At 61.9% G+C, this 15,873-nt stretch carries 14 protein-coding genes; 7 read left to right on the forward strand and 7 right to left on the reverse strand.

Annotated features, from left to right (window positions below):
• Window positions 1–132: 132 nt before the first annotated feature.
• From F8N66_RS04085 to F8N66_RS04095, 3 genes are all read right to left on the reverse strand, one after another.
• Complete coding sequence (locus F8N66_RS04085) at window positions 133–426, reverse strand: antibiotic biosynthesis monooxygenase family protein (protein ID WP_150768945.1); 294 nt, start codon at window positions 424–426, stop codon at window positions 133–135.
• Between the two features lie 123 nt (window positions 427–549).
• Window positions 550–1,983, reverse strand: a complete 1,434-nt coding sequence (locus tag F8N66_RS04090) for a PLP-dependent aminotransferase family protein (RefSeq protein ID WP_150768946.1) — start codon at window positions 1,981–1,983, stop codon at window positions 550–552.
• A gap of 391 nt (window positions 1,984–2,374) precedes the next feature.
• A complete protein-coding gene (locus F8N66_RS04095; protein ID WP_150768947.1) occupies window positions 2,375–2,572 on the reverse strand; it encodes a hypothetical protein in 198 nt (65 codons plus the stop codon).
• Between the two features lie 291 nt (window positions 2,573–2,863).
• Between F8N66_RS04095 and F8N66_RS04100 the strand changes: the two genes are divergently transcribed.
• The 4 genes from F8N66_RS04100 to F8N66_RS04115 all read left to right on the forward strand — a co-directional run bounded on the left by F8N66_RS04100 (window position 2,864) and on the right by F8N66_RS04115 (window position 5,566).
• Entirely contained in the window at window positions 2,864–3,304 is a 441-nt protein-coding gene (locus tag F8N66_RS04100) for a carboxymuconolactone decarboxylase family protein (RefSeq protein WP_150768948.1), read from the forward strand.
• Window positions 3,305–3,377: 73 nt separating this feature from the next.
• A complete protein-coding gene (locus tag F8N66_RS04105) occupies window positions 3,378–4,358 on the forward strand; it encodes a LysR family transcriptional regulator (RefSeq protein WP_150768949.1) in 981 nt (326 codons plus the stop codon).
• 90 nt (window positions 4,359–4,448) lie between these two features.
• A complete protein-coding gene (locus tag F8N66_RS04110) occupies window positions 4,449–4,970 on the forward strand; it encodes a GNAT family N-acetyltransferase (RefSeq protein WP_150768950.1) in 522 nt (173 codons plus the stop codon).
• Between the two features lie 101 nt (window positions 4,971–5,071).
• Complete coding sequence (locus tag F8N66_RS04115) at window positions 5,072–5,566, forward strand: hypothetical protein (protein WP_150768951.1); 495 nt, start codon at window positions 5,072–5,074, stop codon at window positions 5,564–5,566.
• 130 nt (window positions 5,567–5,696) lie between these two features.
• On the opposite strand, the gene F8N66_RS04125 is transcribed toward F8N66_RS04115, so the two are convergent.
• The gene (locus F8N66_RS04125; RefSeq protein ID WP_150768952.1) at window positions 5,697–5,918 is read right to left on the reverse strand and encodes a cbb3-type cytochrome c oxidase subunit 3; all 222 of its coding nucleotides are present in this window, start codon (window positions 5,916–5,918) and stop codon (window positions 5,697–5,699) included.
• A complete protein-coding gene (gene ccoN / locus F8N66_RS04130) occupies window positions 5,918–7,345 on the reverse strand; it encodes a cytochrome-c oxidase, cbb3-type subunit I (RefSeq protein ID WP_150768953.1) in 1,428 nt (475 codons plus the stop codon). The genes F8N66_RS04125 and ccoN overlap by 1 nt, the downstream gene beginning before the upstream one ends.
• Before the next feature lie 351 nt (window positions 7,346–7,696).
• Between ccoN and F8N66_RS04145 the strand changes: the two genes are divergently transcribed.
• Window positions 7,697–9,370, forward strand: coding sequence for a nitrite/sulfite reductase (locus F8N66_RS04145; RefSeq protein WP_150768956.1), 1,674 nt, complete (start codon window positions 7,697–7,699; stop codon window positions 9,368–9,370).
• The gene (locus F8N66_RS04150; protein ID WP_150768957.1) at window positions 9,367–9,846 is read left to right on the forward strand and encodes a DUF934 domain-containing protein; all 480 of its coding nucleotides are present in this window, start codon (window positions 9,367–9,369) and stop codon (window positions 9,844–9,846) included. The genes F8N66_RS04145 and F8N66_RS04150 overlap by 4 nt, the downstream gene beginning before the upstream one ends.
• A 120-nt stretch (window positions 9,847–9,966) precedes the next feature.
• Here F8N66_RS04150 and F8N66_RS04155 read toward each other — a convergent pair whose 3' ends face one another.
• Window positions 9,967–12,333 carry a tetratricopeptide repeat protein gene (locus tag F8N66_RS04155; RefSeq protein WP_150768958.1) on the reverse strand — a complete coding sequence of 789 codons (2,367 nt, stop codon included), beginning with the start codon at window positions 12,331–12,333 and terminating at the stop codon, window positions 9,967–9,969.
• Between the two features lie 214 nt (window positions 12,334–12,547).
• On the opposite strand from F8N66_RS04155, the gene F8N66_RS04160 reads away from it, so the two are divergent.
• Complete coding sequence (locus tag F8N66_RS04160; protein ID WP_150768959.1) at window positions 12,548–13,219, forward strand: DUF3313 domain-containing protein; 672 nt, start codon at window positions 12,548–12,550, stop codon at window positions 13,217–13,219.
• Between the two features lie 135 nt (window positions 13,220–13,354).
• On the opposite strand, the gene F8N66_RS04165 is transcribed toward F8N66_RS04160, so the two are convergent.
• Complete coding sequence (locus F8N66_RS04165) at window positions 13,355–15,868, reverse strand: fused MFS/spermidine synthase (RefSeq protein WP_150768960.1); 2,514 nt, start codon at window positions 15,866–15,868, stop codon at window positions 13,355–13,357.
• Between the last annotated feature and the right edge of the window lie 5 nt (window positions 15,869–15,873).

Below are 15,873 nucleotides of genomic sequence, written 5' to 3' on the forward strand. Positions count from 1 at the left end.
AGCCAATATTCGAGAAGGACAGGGGACCAATGCGCGAACCCGGAAACGAAAAGATCGCAGCCTTCGGTAGTGCCTGCAGAGGTACCCATACTCTGCGGGAACGAACAAAAGGCTGCGATCTTTAACCGATTGCTATCGAATCGGAAAGCTATTGAAGTCCACGGCATTGGCCAGCTGGCAATCGATCAGGTCGATAAAACCTTGCACCTGCGGGCTGTTGAAATGCGATTGCATGGCCGCTTCCGATTGCCAGTGGGCGCTGACGGTCCAGCGGTTACTGTCCTCAGGGCAGCGGTCGACCATATAGGCGTCACAGCCCGGTAGTTCGCGCAGGGTGTCGACAATCTTTTGCAGTTGCTTACCCAGCTCTTCCGAGCGGCCGGCGACGGCCCGCACCTGTAAGGTATTGATCACTTTGTAGGACATTGCTCACACTCCTGAATCGGGCGGGACGAATCCTGCTCATTGAGGGATTACGCCTATGCAGGATAGGCCTGCACCCCCGGACCACCAATAGCCAATCGCCGGATAAAATCGCAGTCCAATCCGTCAGGCTACCTGTTGCAAAATGTCTCGAAAACGATCCAGGGCGATGTCGATGTCCAGGGTTTCGATGGCGCCAAAACCGAGGAAAAACCCGGCTTGTGGCGCTTGCTGGTAGAAAAAGCTGTCGATGGCATACAACCCGACTTCGACCTTTTTCGCCAATTCGATCACCAGTGGTACGTCGATCGGCACTTTGCACAGCACCACCATGTGGAAACCGGCCTTGGTCGGCACCGCCTCCAGCCAGGGCGACAGGTCACCGGCCATGCGCGCCAGGATCCGCTCGCGCCGGCTCGCGTAAATCGTATGGCAGCGGCGAATGTGCTTGAGCAGGCAGCCTTCGGCGATGAATTTGGCCAGCGCCCATTGCGGTAGGGTGGAGGTGTGCAGGTCGGTGAGCTGCTTGGCGCGGACCACCGCTTCGAGGATCGCCGGCGGCAGGATCGCGTAACCCAGGCGCAACTCCGGCAGCAGGGTTTTCGAAAAGGTCCCGACGTAGGCCACGATCCCGCGCTCATCCATGCTCTGCAGCGAGTCTGTCGGCCGGCCTTCGTAGCGGAACTCGCTGTCGTAATCGTCCTCGATGATGATGGCCCCCAGTTCCTGGGCCTTGGCCAGCAGCGCCACCCGCCGTTCCTGGCTCATGGGCATGCCCAGGGGGAACTGGTGCGAAGGGGTGACGTAAATCAGCCGGGTGCCGAGGGGGATCTTGTCCACCTGAATGCCCTCGGCATCTACCGGCACCCCGATCACCGTGGCGCCGTGGGTGCCGAACAGCAGGCGTGCCGGCGGGTAACCGGGGTCTTCCATGGCCACGATGCTGCCAGGGCGTACGAGCACGCGAGAAATCAGGTCCAGGGCTTGCTGGGCGCCGTTGCACACCACCACGTCCTCGTCCTGGCAATTGACCCCGCGGGAAAACGAGATGTGCCGCGCGATGGCATTGCGCAGTGCCGGCAGACCCTCGGCCAGGCTGTAGAAGCCCTTGGACGCGGCGATCTGGCGCAAGGCGTGGGAGGTGCAGCGCCGCCAATCGTCCTGGGGAAACTGGCCTTTGCTGGTGGCCCCCCCGATAAAGTCATAACGCAGCGAACCTTCCAGCGTCGGGTGGCGCAGGAACACCGGCAGGTTGCGCCAGGACTCGATCACCTCGAAACCTGCCAGCTCGGAGTGGCTTTGCTTGCGCTCGACTTTCGAGGCGCGGGCGTTGACGTAGGTGCCTTTGCCGATCACCCCGGTGAGGAAATTTTCGTAGGTCAGCTGGGCGTAGGTGTCGGAAATGGTCTTGCGCGAAATACCCAGCTGCTCGGCCAGCAAGCGACTGGGAGGAAGTTGCGTGCCTGCCGCCAGGCGACCCGATTCGATGGCGCTGCGCAGTTGGTTGTACAACTGCCCCGCCAGATCCTTGCGGCCGTTAATGACAACATGTAGTTCCATACCGGCAAGCTCCTGCGGCGGGTGATCTTCTGCGCGGCGTGCGTTGCGCAAGATTACCCGGAATTATCGGCAGGGATGAAGTTGCGAAGGGAAAAAACGCCGGATTGGACTAGTGGGCATTGGTCTGTGGGGAAAACGCAGAATTGGCTATAGGTCGAGCAGGTGAAATCCTTTAGCCTGCCGGCCTGATTGAACAGGCAAATGTGAGTTGCCAAATATCTATTTACCAGTAACGGATTATTCGTTTTGGTGTTGCTCCGCCATAGCCTTGTAATGAGTATTGCAGGGCTTTTTTTATGTCTGCCTTATTGTTGTTTAAATGTTCATCCTTGCCGGATTTTTGGCTCCGGCAAGGATGAGTAAGTGCACGGCGCATTGGCAGTCAGGCACTTCAGCTGGACTTGACTGGAATGCTTTCGGCACGTTCTGCGGTGTTCCGTTTGTCATTCTGAATACGTTCGTTTTGCGCGGCGAGTGCTTGGGAACGGGCATTTGCGCGCTCGATCAGACGATCGCTGCCACCTTCGGCGAAGCTCAGGCCAGAGAAAACAGTGCACAACAAGCTGCCCACGATAACCAGGTTTTTCATGATGTTTACCTTTGATCTAAAGTTTTGAATGTCTGGATGACGGGGCCAGTTTAGGGAGTGGCCGGTTTTTCTGGGAATATCCAATTTGGCACTTATTGCAGTGACCAATGTGTAGTTTGGAAGTTGTTTCCTGAGCGTTATTGGCGGTGCCGGGGCGAGGAGGCGAAGTCAGGGCTAAGTTGAATGGCGACTGATGAAAAGTGGTCCACCGTTTTTCCGCATAATTGGATCTGGCATTCGTCGGTGCTTGTGCCAATCTTCTGGTCATTCACCTGATTCGAAAGGCCTGCCATGACTGCTCGACTGGATTACTACAGCGCTTCCCCCAAAGCGATGAAAGCCATGATCGCCATGGAGGCACTGACCAGCAGCTTGAGCATAGAGCAGGCGCTGCTGCACCTGATCAAGATCCGCGCCTCGCAACTCAACGGCTGTGCCTTCTGCACCGACATGCACTCGGTGGATGCCCGGCGCCTCGGTGAGACCGATCGGCGCCTGTACTCCATTGTGGTCTGGCGCGACAGCAACTTCTTCAACCCGCGCGAGCGTGCCGCGCTGGCCTGGACCGAAGCCGTGACGCTGCTGTCGCAAGACCATGTGCCGGACGATGTCTATGAACAGGCGCGGGGGCAGTTCAGCGAGAGCGAACTGGTGGACCTGACCATCGCCGTCACCACCATCAACAGCTGGAATCGCCTGGCCGTGAGTTTTCGGCAGAGCCCCAGCACCTGAGTGGCTGTCACAGCCGTTTCATGAATGATGCGCAAGATGGAACTCCCAGTGATAGATCGACAGGGAGTCATCGATGTCATTCATGGAAACCCCCGGCCACCGGCGGCTTGCCGAGTACCGCGCCCCCCTCGATAACCCCCCGTCCTGGCGCACCCGCGCGCTGGCGATCGATCCGCTGCTGGCGCAGTGTTTTAGCGTCAGTGCCCGTTGCGGCTGTTTCATGCAGGCAGCCAGGCGCCTCAACATCAAGGCGACCGGCCTGCGCAAGCACCTGGCGCAGCTTGAAGCGCAGCTGCAGTGTTCATTGTTCAGCCCTGGCGAGCATGGCGTGGTCCTCAGTCGCGACGGCTTGCAGCTGCAATCGCAGTTGATCGCCCTGGCTCACGAACGTGACCTTGCGGTGATCGAGCAACCCTGGGTTCGCCTTGCGGTTGCCGAGTCGGTCTTGCACGACATTCTCGGCCGCGATCTGGTGGCGATGCTGCGCCGCAATGCCGGCGTGCGCCTGGATATCATCAGCCTCGACAGCGAGTTGTCCCTGCAAGCGGTCAGCGCCGATGTGGTGGTGTGGTTGGCGGACGGCGACTCACCACTGCCGGGCCCGAGTTTCGCCATCACCGAGCCTGAACGCCTGGCACGGCTGGACTACCTGCCGCACATCGCCAAGCGCTATTGCCGGGTCGCCTCGCGCCCCGGCAGCCTCGACGACCTCGCTGATTTCCTGCTGGTGCAATGGCAGCATGAGCGGCAACTCGACAGTTTTCAGCCGTGGAACGACCTGGTGGATCAGCGCCTGGCGGGGGTCGTGCAGTTGCACGCCTATGACCTGATGCTGGAGATGATTCGCAGCAGCGCGTGCATCGGCCTGTTGCCCGGTTACATGCGCCACTTCGATCGCGGGCTGATCGGCTTGCCGGACCTGTTCAGCCAGCCGATGCAGCGTCAGGTGTGGATGGCGGTGAATGCCCAGACCCGGGGCGCCGCGGCGGTGCAGAATCTGGTGGCGTTGATCCATCACACCTTCAATGAGCGGCGGGAGTGGTTCGAGACCTGAGCCCAATCCATCCGTGGTGCGCGCGCTCGCCAGCAGGGAGGTTGGCGTTATAGAGTGAGCGGCCATGTCTGCCTCAAGGATGAATCACCCATGCCTGTCACTGACGCTGTTATCACCCTCGAACGCCTCGACGATTCCCACCTCGAGGGCATCACCGCGCTTTACCGTGAACCGGTTGTCACCCGTCAAACCCTGCAAATGCCGTTTTTGTCCCCCGAGATCTGGCGCAAGCGCCTGGAGGCGAACGACGAGCGGGTGATGCAACTGGTGGCGCTGCACGAGGGGGCGGTTATCGGCAACATTACGCTGGAACAGTTTTCGCGCATCCGCCGCAGCCACGCCGGCAGTTTCGGCATGGGCGTTGCGCGGGCGTGGCAGGGCAAAGGCGTTGGCTCAAAACTGTTGGCGGCGGCGCTCGATATCGCCGACAACTGGATGAATCTGCGCCGCGTCGAGCTGACCGTGTATGCGGACAATGAAGCCGCCATTGGCCTGTACCGAAAATTCGGTTTCGAAACCGAAGGGCTGTTGCGCGACTACGGGCTGCGTGAAGGCCGGTGGGTCGACGTCTTGAGCATGGCGCGCCTGCGTCGCATGCCCGGGGCTGATTGATCTCACCGCGACGCGACCTCCCGGCGTTTAGTCGTACGCAACGCGCGCGCTTCTGCCATGCTCGATGTCCGCAGCACGGTTTCAACCATAGGAACACCGCAATGGACGACGTACAGCAACTGGGCGAGATGCTTCGCCATTACGCAGACAGTGAAGCGCACAAAAAGCAGGTATTCGAGGCGCAATCGACGGTGTGGGCGTCGCGCATCGGTGAGTTGTTCGATCAGATCCAGCAATGGCTGGAACCGGTGCTGGCGCCAAATCTTCTGGAGGTCAGCCGGGAGCCGTACGTTGCGTTCGGACCGAGCGTGCCGGTGGAGACATCGACATTCAAGACCGAGAAGCTGTCGATCGTGATTGCCGGAAAACCCGTGGAGTTCGTGCCGGATGTGATGGGTGTCGCTGGCCAGATTTCCCTGGCGGTCATGGGCTTTACCGCGGCGCGCTACGGCAGCGTTTCACTGGTGTGCCTGCCGCCGTCCACCGATTGGCAATGGCGCAAGACCAATGGCTTGAAAGACCCGGATACCTTCGTGTTCGATGCGAACTTCCTCGCCCAGCAGCTGCAAAGCCTGATTCCCCGCGAGCGCGTCTAAACCCTTTGAGACTGACACAGACCCCGTGGGAGCGGGCTTGCTCGCGAAGGGGCCGTGTCAGTCAATATTGAAGTCCACTGACACGACCCCTTCGCGAGCAAGCCCGCTCCCACATTGGATGAGTGGTACATCACATATCGAGATTGCCCCAACCCGGTTTCGCTTCTTCCGGCGCTAGCGCATCGATGGTCTTGCCGGTCGCAGCCTCCACCCGCCGCGCCACCTCCGGATCGTCCGCAAACGGAATCAGGCTCGCCTCCTCAAGACCCTTTGCGGTCTGGTGCTTCAAGCAGCACTCAACCGCCAGCCACAGGCCCGCGACCCCCAGTACATTGAGCAGGATCTCGATCATCAGGCGATCTGCGCCTGGCGTTCGGCCATTTTCAGGTCTGACACCCGTACCGTCCGCCAGACGTTGTAGGCCATCACCAGCATGCCGGTGAGGAACAATACGCCGCCGGCAAAACGCACCACGAACCCCGGATGGCTGGCCTGCAAGGCCTCGACGAAGGAGTAGGTCAGCGTGCCGTCGTCGTTGATCGCGCGCCACATCAGGCCCTGGGTGATGCCGTTGACCCACATCGAGGCGATGTACAGCACGGTGCCGATGGTGGCGAGCCAGAAGTGCAGGTTGATCAGCGGCGTGCTGTGCATCTGCTCCCGGCCGAAGACTTTCGGCACCATGTGATAGGTCGCGCCGAAGGTGATCATCGCCACCCAGCCCAGTGCCCCGGCGTGGACGTGGCCGATGGTCCAGTCGGTGTAGTGGGAGAGGGCGTTGACCGTCTTGATCGCCATCATCGGCCCTTCGAAGGTCGACATGCCGTAGAACGCCAGGGACAGCACCAGGAAGCGCAGGATCGGGTCGGTGCGCAACTTATGCCAGGCGCCTGACAGCGTCATCATGCCGTTGATCATCCCGCCCCAGCTGGGCGCCAGCAGGATCAGCGACATCGCCATGCCCAGCGATTGCGCCCAGTCCGGCAGGGCGGTGTAGTGCAGGTGGTGAGGACCGGCCCAGATGTACAGGGTGATCAGCGCCCAGAAATGCACGATGGACAAACGATAGGAGTACACCGGGCGGCCGACTTGCTTGGGCACGAAGTAATACATCATGCCGAGGAACCCGGTGGTCAGGAAAAAGCCCACGGCGTTGTGGCCGTACCACCACTGCACCATGGCGTCGGTGGCCCCGGAATACACCGGGTAGGACTTGAACCAGTCCACCGGGATCGATAGATGGTTGACCACGTGCAGCATCGCGATGACCACGATGAACGCACCGAAGAACCAGTTGCCAACGTAGATATGTTTGGTCTTGCGCTGCACCACGGTGGTGAAGAACACGATGGCATAGGCCACCCAGACCACGGTCATCCACACCGCCCCGGAGAACTCGATTTCGGCGTATTCCTTGGTGGTGGTGTAGCCCAGCGGCAGGCTGACCAGCATCACCACGATCACCGACTGCCAGCCCCAGAAGGTGAACGCGGCGAGTTTGTCGGAATACAGCCGGACCTGGCAGGTACGCTGCACCGCGTAATAACTGGCGGCGAATTGCGCACTGCCGGCAAACCCGAAAATCACCAGGCTGGTGTGCAACGGTCGCAGGCGGCCAAAACTGGTCCACGGCAGGTCGAGGTTCATCTCGGGCCACACCAGTTGCGACGCGATCCAGACGCCCATCGCCATCCCCACGACGCCCCAGACCACGGTTGCCACGACGAATTGGCGCACGACCTTGTAGTTATAGGCCTGTCCGATAGTTGTTGTGCTCATGCTCAATGCTTCCACGGTTGCAATGGCGTGCACTGTAAAAACACCGGCAAACACAAAACAGACTCAGGAAAAACTGATTTGTGCGGATCAGATGCAGGGCCTGCCTGTGGGTATGTACCTCGATCTGATACGGTTTTTTAGCGTTCATGTGAATCTGTAACGCACTGCGCCACCCGTTCATAGTCGCCCCTTGAAACGGGCCGCAGAGCCCGACCCTGGCACAAACCCTGTGGGAGCGGGCTCGCTCGCGAAGGCGTCGGCCCACTCGACATTGATGTCGCCTGACACACCGTTTTCGCGAGCAAGCCCGCTCCCACAGGAGCCTGCGATCAATCCTGATGAGGTAGCCACATGTATCAGTACGACGACTATGACCGGGCGCTGGTGTTCGAGCGGGTTGCGCAGTTTCGCGATCAGGTCGCACGCTTCATGGCTGGTGAACTGAGCGAAGAAGAGTTCCTGCCGCTGCGCCTGCAGAATGGCCTGTACCTGCAAAAACACGCCTACATGCTGCGGGTGGCGATTCCCTACGGAACCCTGAGCGCCCGGCAGATGCGCACGCTGGCGAGCATCGCCCGGGATTACGACCGTGGCTACGGTCACTTCACCACCCGGCAGAACATGCAGTTCAACTGGATCGAACTGGCCCGGGTGCCGGACATCCTTGAGCGTCTGGCCGAGGTGAACATGCACGCGATCCAGACCTCCGGCAACTGCGTGCGCAATATCACCACCGAAGCCTTCGCCGGGGTCGCGGCGGACGAGATGATCGATCCGCGGCCATTGGCCGAGATCCTGCGGCAGTGGTCGACCATCAACCCGGAATTCCTGTTCCTGCCGCGCAAGTTCAAGATCGCCATCTGCTCGGCCGAGCAGGACCGTGCGGCGATCATGATGCATGACATCGGCTTGTATCTTTATCCCGGCGACGACGGGCAAATGCTGCTGCGGGTGATCGTCGGTGGCGGCCTGGGGCGCACGCCGATCCTCGGCTTGCAGATCCGCGAAGGCTTGCCGTGGCAGCACCTGCTGTCCTACGTCGAGGCGGTGCTGCGCGTGTACAACCGCCATGGCCGGCGCGACAACAAGTACAAGGCGCGGATCAAGATCCTGGTCAAGGCCCTGGGTATCGAGGCCTTCGCCCGGGAGGTCGAGGACGAGTGGCAATACCTCAAGGACGGACCGGCGCAATTGACCGCGCAGGAGTACGCACGTGTCGCCAGTGCCTTCGTCGCGCCGGATTATCGTGCGCTCGCCGACACTGACCTGGACTTCGGAACCCGTCTGGCCGAAAACCCGGCGTTCGCACGTTGGGTGCTGCGTAATGTGCAGCCGCACAAAGTGCCGGGCTACGCCAGCGTGGTGCTGTCGACCAAGCCCGGTATCGCCGCGCCCCCGGGGGATGTCACGGACACGCAGATGGAGGCCGTGGCGCGATGGTCCGAACGCTTCGGTTTTGGCGAGATTCGCATTGCCCATGAACAAAACGTGGTCCTGCCGGACGTGCCCAAGGCCGATCTGTTCGCGCTGTGGCGCCTGGCTTGCGAACACAACCTGGGCAGCGCCAACGTCGGTTTGCTCACGGACATCATCGCTTGCCCCGGTGGCGACTTCTGTGCTTTGGCCAACGCCAAGTCGATCCCCATTGCCCAGGGCATACAGGCGCGCTTCGAAGACCTCGACTACCTGCACGACCTGGGCGACATCAGCCTGAATATCTCGGGCTGCATGAACGCCTGCGGTCACCACCACATCGGCAACATCGGCATCCTCGGGGTCGATAAGAACGGCAGCGAGTGGTACCAGATCACCCTCGGCGGTGCCCAGGGCAAGCACAGCGCGCTGGGCAAAGTCATCGGCCCGTCCTTCAGCGCCGCCGAAGTGCCCGGGGTCGTCGAGCGCATCATCGAGACCTTCGTGCGCTATCGCGAAAGTGAAGAACTGTTTGTCGACACCTTCGGGCGCATCGGCCTGGAGCCGTTCAAGGAGTCGGTTTACCCGAAAGTGCCGGAGGTATCGGCATGATCAATCTGCTGCGGCTGGAGGAGGGCGTGGCGCGGATTGACGCGGATGATCGATGGACGCTGCTCCGGGACGCTGATGCATCGGTGCCCCTGGGGGCCGTGATCCTGCCGCTGGCACGCTGGCTGGAAAACCCGCAGCACCATGGCGTGTGGCTGGGGCCGGACGATGAAGTGGAAAGTCTCAAGCCATGGCTTGAGCAGCTGCCCATGATCGCCCTGGATTTCCCGAGTTTTCGCGATGGACGTGCCTACAGCCAGGCGTACCTGCTGCGCACGCGTTTGGGCTGGCGCGGCGAATTGCGTGCCATCGGCGATGTGCTGCGCGATCAGCTCAGCCACATGCGTCAGTGCGGCTTCGACAGCTTCGCGGTGCGTGAAGACAAATCCGCCGAGGATGCGTTGAAGGGGCTGGCGGGGATGAGTGTGTTGTACGGGCGGTCGGTGATTGAGCCGCGCCCCTTGTTTCGGCGGCGATGACATTGCGCCACCTGAACGGTGGGAGCGAGCCTGCTCGCGAAGGCGGCAGTTCATTCAACATTGATGTGACTGACACACCGCTATCGCGAGCAGGCTCGCTCCCACAGGGGATCCCCCCGCTTATTTCAACGCCGGATCCCCCATGTTCATTTTCTTCCAGCCCTGCAACAGCACCTGGGCCTTGGGCTCCTGCCCGTTATCCAGGTAGTACTGGATCAGCGCCAGACGGGCATTACGGTTCGTAGGTTGCACCTTCAGTAACCGCTCCAGTTCCTCGCACGCCTCATCCACCTTGCCGCTGTCATGCAGCGCCACCGCTAGCACATACCCATATTGCGTAGCCTGCGGCTCCAGTTGCGCGGCCTTGCGCAGGAACGGCATGGCCTGCGCCGTTTGCCCGGCACGCACCAGCGACAAGCCCTGGGTGTGTTGCAACAGGGCGGCGTCAGGGTGTTCTTTCAGCCCTTGTGCAAGCAGCGTCCGGGCTTCCGGGCTACGGCCATTGGCTTCCAGCCATTGCACCAGCGTCACCAGCGCCGGGTGGAAATCCGGATCACGCTGCAACGACGTGCGCAACAGCGCCTCGACCTCGCCATTGCGACCGCTGGCCTGATACAGCATGGCCAGGTTGAGGTTGGCTTCGGCGCGTTCGGCCAGGCTCTTTTGCACGGCTTCGTATTCGCCGATGGCGCTGTTCCAGCTGTCCCGGGCGGTGCCCAGGCCGTCACGCGCCACGCCGAGCAAGTCCCGCGCTGCCGCGATGCGCACGGCCTTGACCGGGTCGCTCAGCAACGGCGCCAGCAGCGACGCGCGTTCCGCTGGCGGCAGGAAGGCGCTGACCGCGTGCACGGCGCTTTCACGCACTTGCGGCGCCGGGTTGCCCAAATCCCGGGTGGCCAGTTTCAGCGCCTGCTCGCTCGGGTACGACGGCAATTCGTTGAGCAGGGTCGCCCGTTGAATCGCCGGCAGGTTGCTGCGTTGCAACTGCTCGTACAAGGCTTGCGCCGCGCCCGGCTGGCCATTGCGTATCAGCCACAGGCTTTCGTCGTAGCGTGGCGCCTGTGCCGCGCTGGTGGTCGACCACAGCTTGAACTGCTCGGTGACCTTGTCCCCGGCCTTGCCCTGGTGGCAGGTCAGGCAGGCGTCCGGTGTGCCGAGTTTTTTCGCCCGCTCGGGGTTGGGAATGCTAAAGCTGTGGTCATGACGGAAGTCGTTACCCATGTAGAACTTGCCGGGCATGTGGCAATCCACGCACTGCGAGCCCGGCTGGCCCGGGGTGTGGCGGGTGTGTTCGATGGAATCGTAGTTTTTTGCTTGCAGGCCCTTGCCGTCGACCCCCTCCACCGAGGTCTTGCCCGCGGTGTTGTGGCATTGCAGGCAGACGCCGTTGCCCGGTGCCTTGAGTTCAGTGCTGTGGGGGTTGTGGCAATTGCTGCAACGCACGCCCTTGTCGAACATTTTGCTTTGGGCGAAAGAGCCATGTTCGAACACTTCATCCTTGATCTTGCCGTCCAGCGCATACAACTCGCGGGTCAGGGGGCTCGGCAGGTAGTCATCCATCAGGCGCTTGCCGACCGTGAAACCATCGCCCAGCGGCGCGCGGCGGGCGTGGCAGCGGGCGCAGGTTTCGATTTCGACGGTGGCGTCCTTGTCCTTGAGGTCGACGGCAAAACCGGCGTGGATCAGGTCGGTTTTCTTCGCGGTCCATTCCAGGTGACTGGACGCCGGGCCGTGGCAGGCCTGACAGCCGACACCGAGGCTGTTCCACTGACTGTCGAAGGTGTTTTTCGCCGCATCGAAATTGCGCTTGTAACCGGTGGTGTGGCATTCGACGCACATGAAATTGGCGTTCTGGCTCGGTTTGCTCCAGTGCAGCGGGTCCTTGAAGGTCACGCCCTGGCCCGGATAAAGATGAAACCAGCGGTGCTTCTCGGTATCCCAGGCCACGCCCAGGGCTTGCAAGCGACCTTCGCCCACCTCGATCAGGTATTGCTGCAACGGCGCGATGCCGAAGGTGTAGGCGACCTTGAAGTCGTTGTTCTTGCCATCGATGCCGGGGGTGTTGACCCAGAATTCGTCGCCCTTGCGCGAGAAACGGGTGGTTTCCTTTTCCGCCTTGAACGTGACGTCGTTGAAGTCGCCGAGCATGGTTTGCGCGTTGGCTTGCTGCATGGCCAATTGGTGATGGGAGCCTTGCCAGTCCTTGACCTGGGCGCTGTGGCAGCCCTGGCATTGCTGTTCGTCGACCATGGTCGGCGGCGTTGATGTCGGCAATGCAACCACTGGTTTCGGCTTGGCGGCTTGAGCCACAGGCGTGCTGGCCGGCGCATAGGCCACGGGAGCCGGTTGACTGCTCAGCAGAAACCAGCCGATGCCCGCGACCGCCAGGAGCAGGATGCCGATGGTGACGGGGAACAGGTAGCGATTGATCGGGGTCGGTGGCGAATCAGGGTTGGGGCTTACCGCTTTATTTTTATCTTTCGGCATTGCGACTTCCGTAGTCCAGGTGCGTTTGCCATCAGGCGCGCGATCATGCTCGATGCAGCTTTGCCGTATGGCCGGCGTCTGTCAAATGACGGTTGTGATCTGCTGTGCAGCTTTAGATGAATATTGCGATATTCGAGAGCGCGGGGCTCATAATTGGCTATACCTGTAACACCTCTGTTCCTGCCGCTGTCGATCTTCTTACAGGAGTTACCGCATGAAGTTAGCGTTACTGATGAGCACCGTCTGCGTCGCGTCCATCACCTTGACCGGCTGCGCCAGCAAGGTCGTGGAGCCGGACCAGTATTCCGGGTTCCTCAAGGATTACAGCCAGCTCAAGGAGGCCCAGTCGCCCTCCGGCGCCACCGTCATGCGTTGGGTCGATCCCAAGCTCGATATCAACCAGTTCACGAGTGTCTACGTCGAACCGACCCAGCTCTATCCCAAGCCCCAGCCCACCGTGAAAATTCCCCAGGCGACGCTCAACGGGATTACCGGCTACTACGACCAGGCCCTCAAGCGTGAGATCGGTAAGTCCTTGCCCTTGGCCAGCGGCCCCGGCCCGGGTGTGATCGTGGTGCGTGCGGCGATCACCGCCGTCAGCAGCAAGACCGAAGGCCTCAAGCCCTATGAAGTGATCCCGATTGCCCTGGTGGCCGCGGCGGTCAGCACCGCCAGCGGTATCCGCGACCAGGAAACCGACCTGGCCACCGAAGCGGTGTTCCTTGATGGGGGTAACAATCATGTGCTGGCCCAGGTCGTGCGCAAGGGCATCGGCAAACCGCTGGAAAACGATGCCCAGGTGATGAAGGCCGATGATGTCAAAAGCGTGATCGATGGCTGGGCGGCGGATATGCATCAGTCCTACCTCAAACTCAAATCCAAATAATGCGTTGGATTTGATAGCCCCTTCGCGAGCAGGCTCGCTCCTACATGGGTTCTGTGCCGTATATAAAATATGTGCACAAACCCATTCCCCTGTGGGAGCGGGCCTGCTCGCGAAAGCGGTCCGTCAGGTGCCACATCACTCCCCGACAAACCACCGGTAATACGGATTCCCCCCATCCCCACCCATCACCTCGCGTATATCCCGTGCCCAGGCATCGCGGTCGCCGTCGTAGGCGTGCAGGCTCGCGCGGTAAAACTGCATCAGGCGTTGCCGGTGTACGTTCATGCGCTGGTTGAAACCCTCGTCGGCATTCACCAGTGGCGCGGCGATGTGCAGGTCCAGCAGCGCTGGCAGCACCCGGGTGATTTCCCTGGCCCGTACCCACGGTGCGTATTCGATGCGTGGCTGATCATCGGTCACCGCTGGCGCGTCGGCGGCGAAGCGTTCCAGGCCGGCGCGGTCAGTCACCCAGGTGGCGAGCAGCGCGGCGGCCGAGCCTATACCGACATCCTGCAAGGTGCTGCGCACGCTGTCCTGCTGGAAGCGCTGGCTGATTTTCGCGGCGTCCAGTTCGATCGGTTCCAGCGAGCCCACCAGCAGCATCTCGTGGAACTCACTGGTCCAGAGCGTGGCGTAGGGGAAGACATCGAGGAAGCTGCGCACCAGCGAGCGCGAGTCGTCGATGTTCTGTGTCGGCAACGGCAGCCACTGCGCGACCAGCCCTTGTTTGTGCAAACGACTGGCGGCCAGTTGGTAGAAGTCACGGGAATAGAGGTTGACCACGCCGGCCGCGGAGGGCGGTGGCGGTTCGAGGGTGATCAGGTCGTAGCGCTGCGGATTGCGCAGCAGCTCCTGGCGACCGTCGCGCAGGCGCACGTCGACGCTCGGATCGGCAGCGGCATTGAAGTTGCCCTTGAACAGCGGCGCGGCCTTGACCACCGACGGCAGCAGCTCGGCGACGACCCGATGCTCCAGCCCCGGATAACGCGTCAGGGCGCCGGCGGTAATACCGGTGCCGAAGCCGATCACCAGCGCCGAACGCGGCTCGGCGTTGTGGATCAGCAGCGGCAGCAGCGCCTGGATGCGCATATAGCGCAGCGACGGCATGGCGTCGCCGGTGTTCGAGACGCCCTGAATGTACAAACGCTGGAAGGCCTTTGACCCCTTGCCCTGGGTGACCACGGCAACGGTGCCGCCGCGACCCTCCTCGTAAAAGGCCAGGGTTGCGTTGCGTGCGCCGGGCAGCAGGCTGGCCAGTTTGTCCACCGGCGTCAGTATCGCCAGGGCCAACGACAGCAACCCGACCGCGATCACCCCCTGACGCCGGCCTTTCTTGACGCCATGCCCCTTGCGCACCGCGCAGTAGCCAATCGCGGCGGCGATGATCGCCAGCAGTCCAAGGGTACGTACCAGCCCCAGCAACGGGATCAGCACAAAGCCGCAGAGCATCACGCCGATGATCCCGCCCAGGGTGTTGAATGCCACCACTTCACCGACATTGCGCCCCACCTGCTCGCGGCCGACGCTCAAGCGCAGGGCCACGGGGAATGCCGCGCCCAGAAGGACTGTTGGCACAAACACGATGCTCAAGGCCGACACCGCAAAACGTGCGCTCATGCCCGCCAGTTCACTGGCGCCCAGCGACAATACCCACGCCTCGACCACGCTCTGGGCGAGCACCAGCCAGCGACCCAGCAAGGCAATTTCCAGCAGGGCGATCAGCCCGGCACCGGCAATCAGCAGGCCGAACACACCCCAGGGATCGCGCAGGCGATCGACCCGACGGGCGAGCAGGGCGCTGCCGATAAACAGCCCGGTCAGGTAGGTCGCCAACACCACGGCGAAGGCGTAGGTGCGAGTGCTCATGAACTGCACGATCGATTGCGACCAGACCACTTCGTAACCCAGGGCCACGCCACCGGCGATCGAATACAGCCACAGCGCCAGGCGGTCTGGCGCGTTGTCGGCGTGATGCCTGGCCGGCGCTTCGTTTGCCAGCGGACGCTGGCGCTGGAACCACAAGGCACCGGCGGCGGCCAGCAGGTTGAGCATCGCGGCGGCCAGGGCACTGCCGCGTACACCCAGGGTGGCAATCAGCACGAACGCGGCAAGCAAGGTGCCGGCGATGGCGCCGGCGGTGTTTGCCGCATACAGCTGACCACCGGCCTTGCCCAATTGTTGCGGGTCGGCGGCCAGGGAGCGCACCAGCACCGGCAGGGTGCCGCCCATCAGCAACGCCGGCACGCCGACCAGTGCAAACGGCAACACCCAGGCCAGCAGGCCGATCTGTTGTTCGAGCCAGGCAAACGGACTGGCCGCCAGGCTCATGGCGAACGTCGCGCCGACCCCGAGTACCGCTACCAATACCTCCAGCCCGGCATACAGCAACACCGGTTGCTGCAAGCGATCAGCCCAGCGCCCAAACAACAATCCACCCAGGGCAAGCCCCGCAAAAAATGCGCTGATCCCGGTGGTGATGGCGTACACCTCGACGCCCACCACCAGTGACAGCTGCTTGATCCACAGCACCTGATACACCAGCGCCGCGGCACCGGAGACGAACAGCAACAGGGCGGGGATCAACAGCGCCGGGGAGGCGACGTGGGGGGCAGTCATGGCCGACGACTTGCTGGCGACGCGTGAGGACATAGGGT

Origin of the sequence: Pseudomonas fluorescens (genome assembly GCF_902498195.1) — a bacterium.
GTDB lineage: Bacteria > Pseudomonadota > Gammaproteobacteria > Pseudomonadales > Pseudomonadaceae > Aquipseudomonas > Aquipseudomonas fluorescens_BU.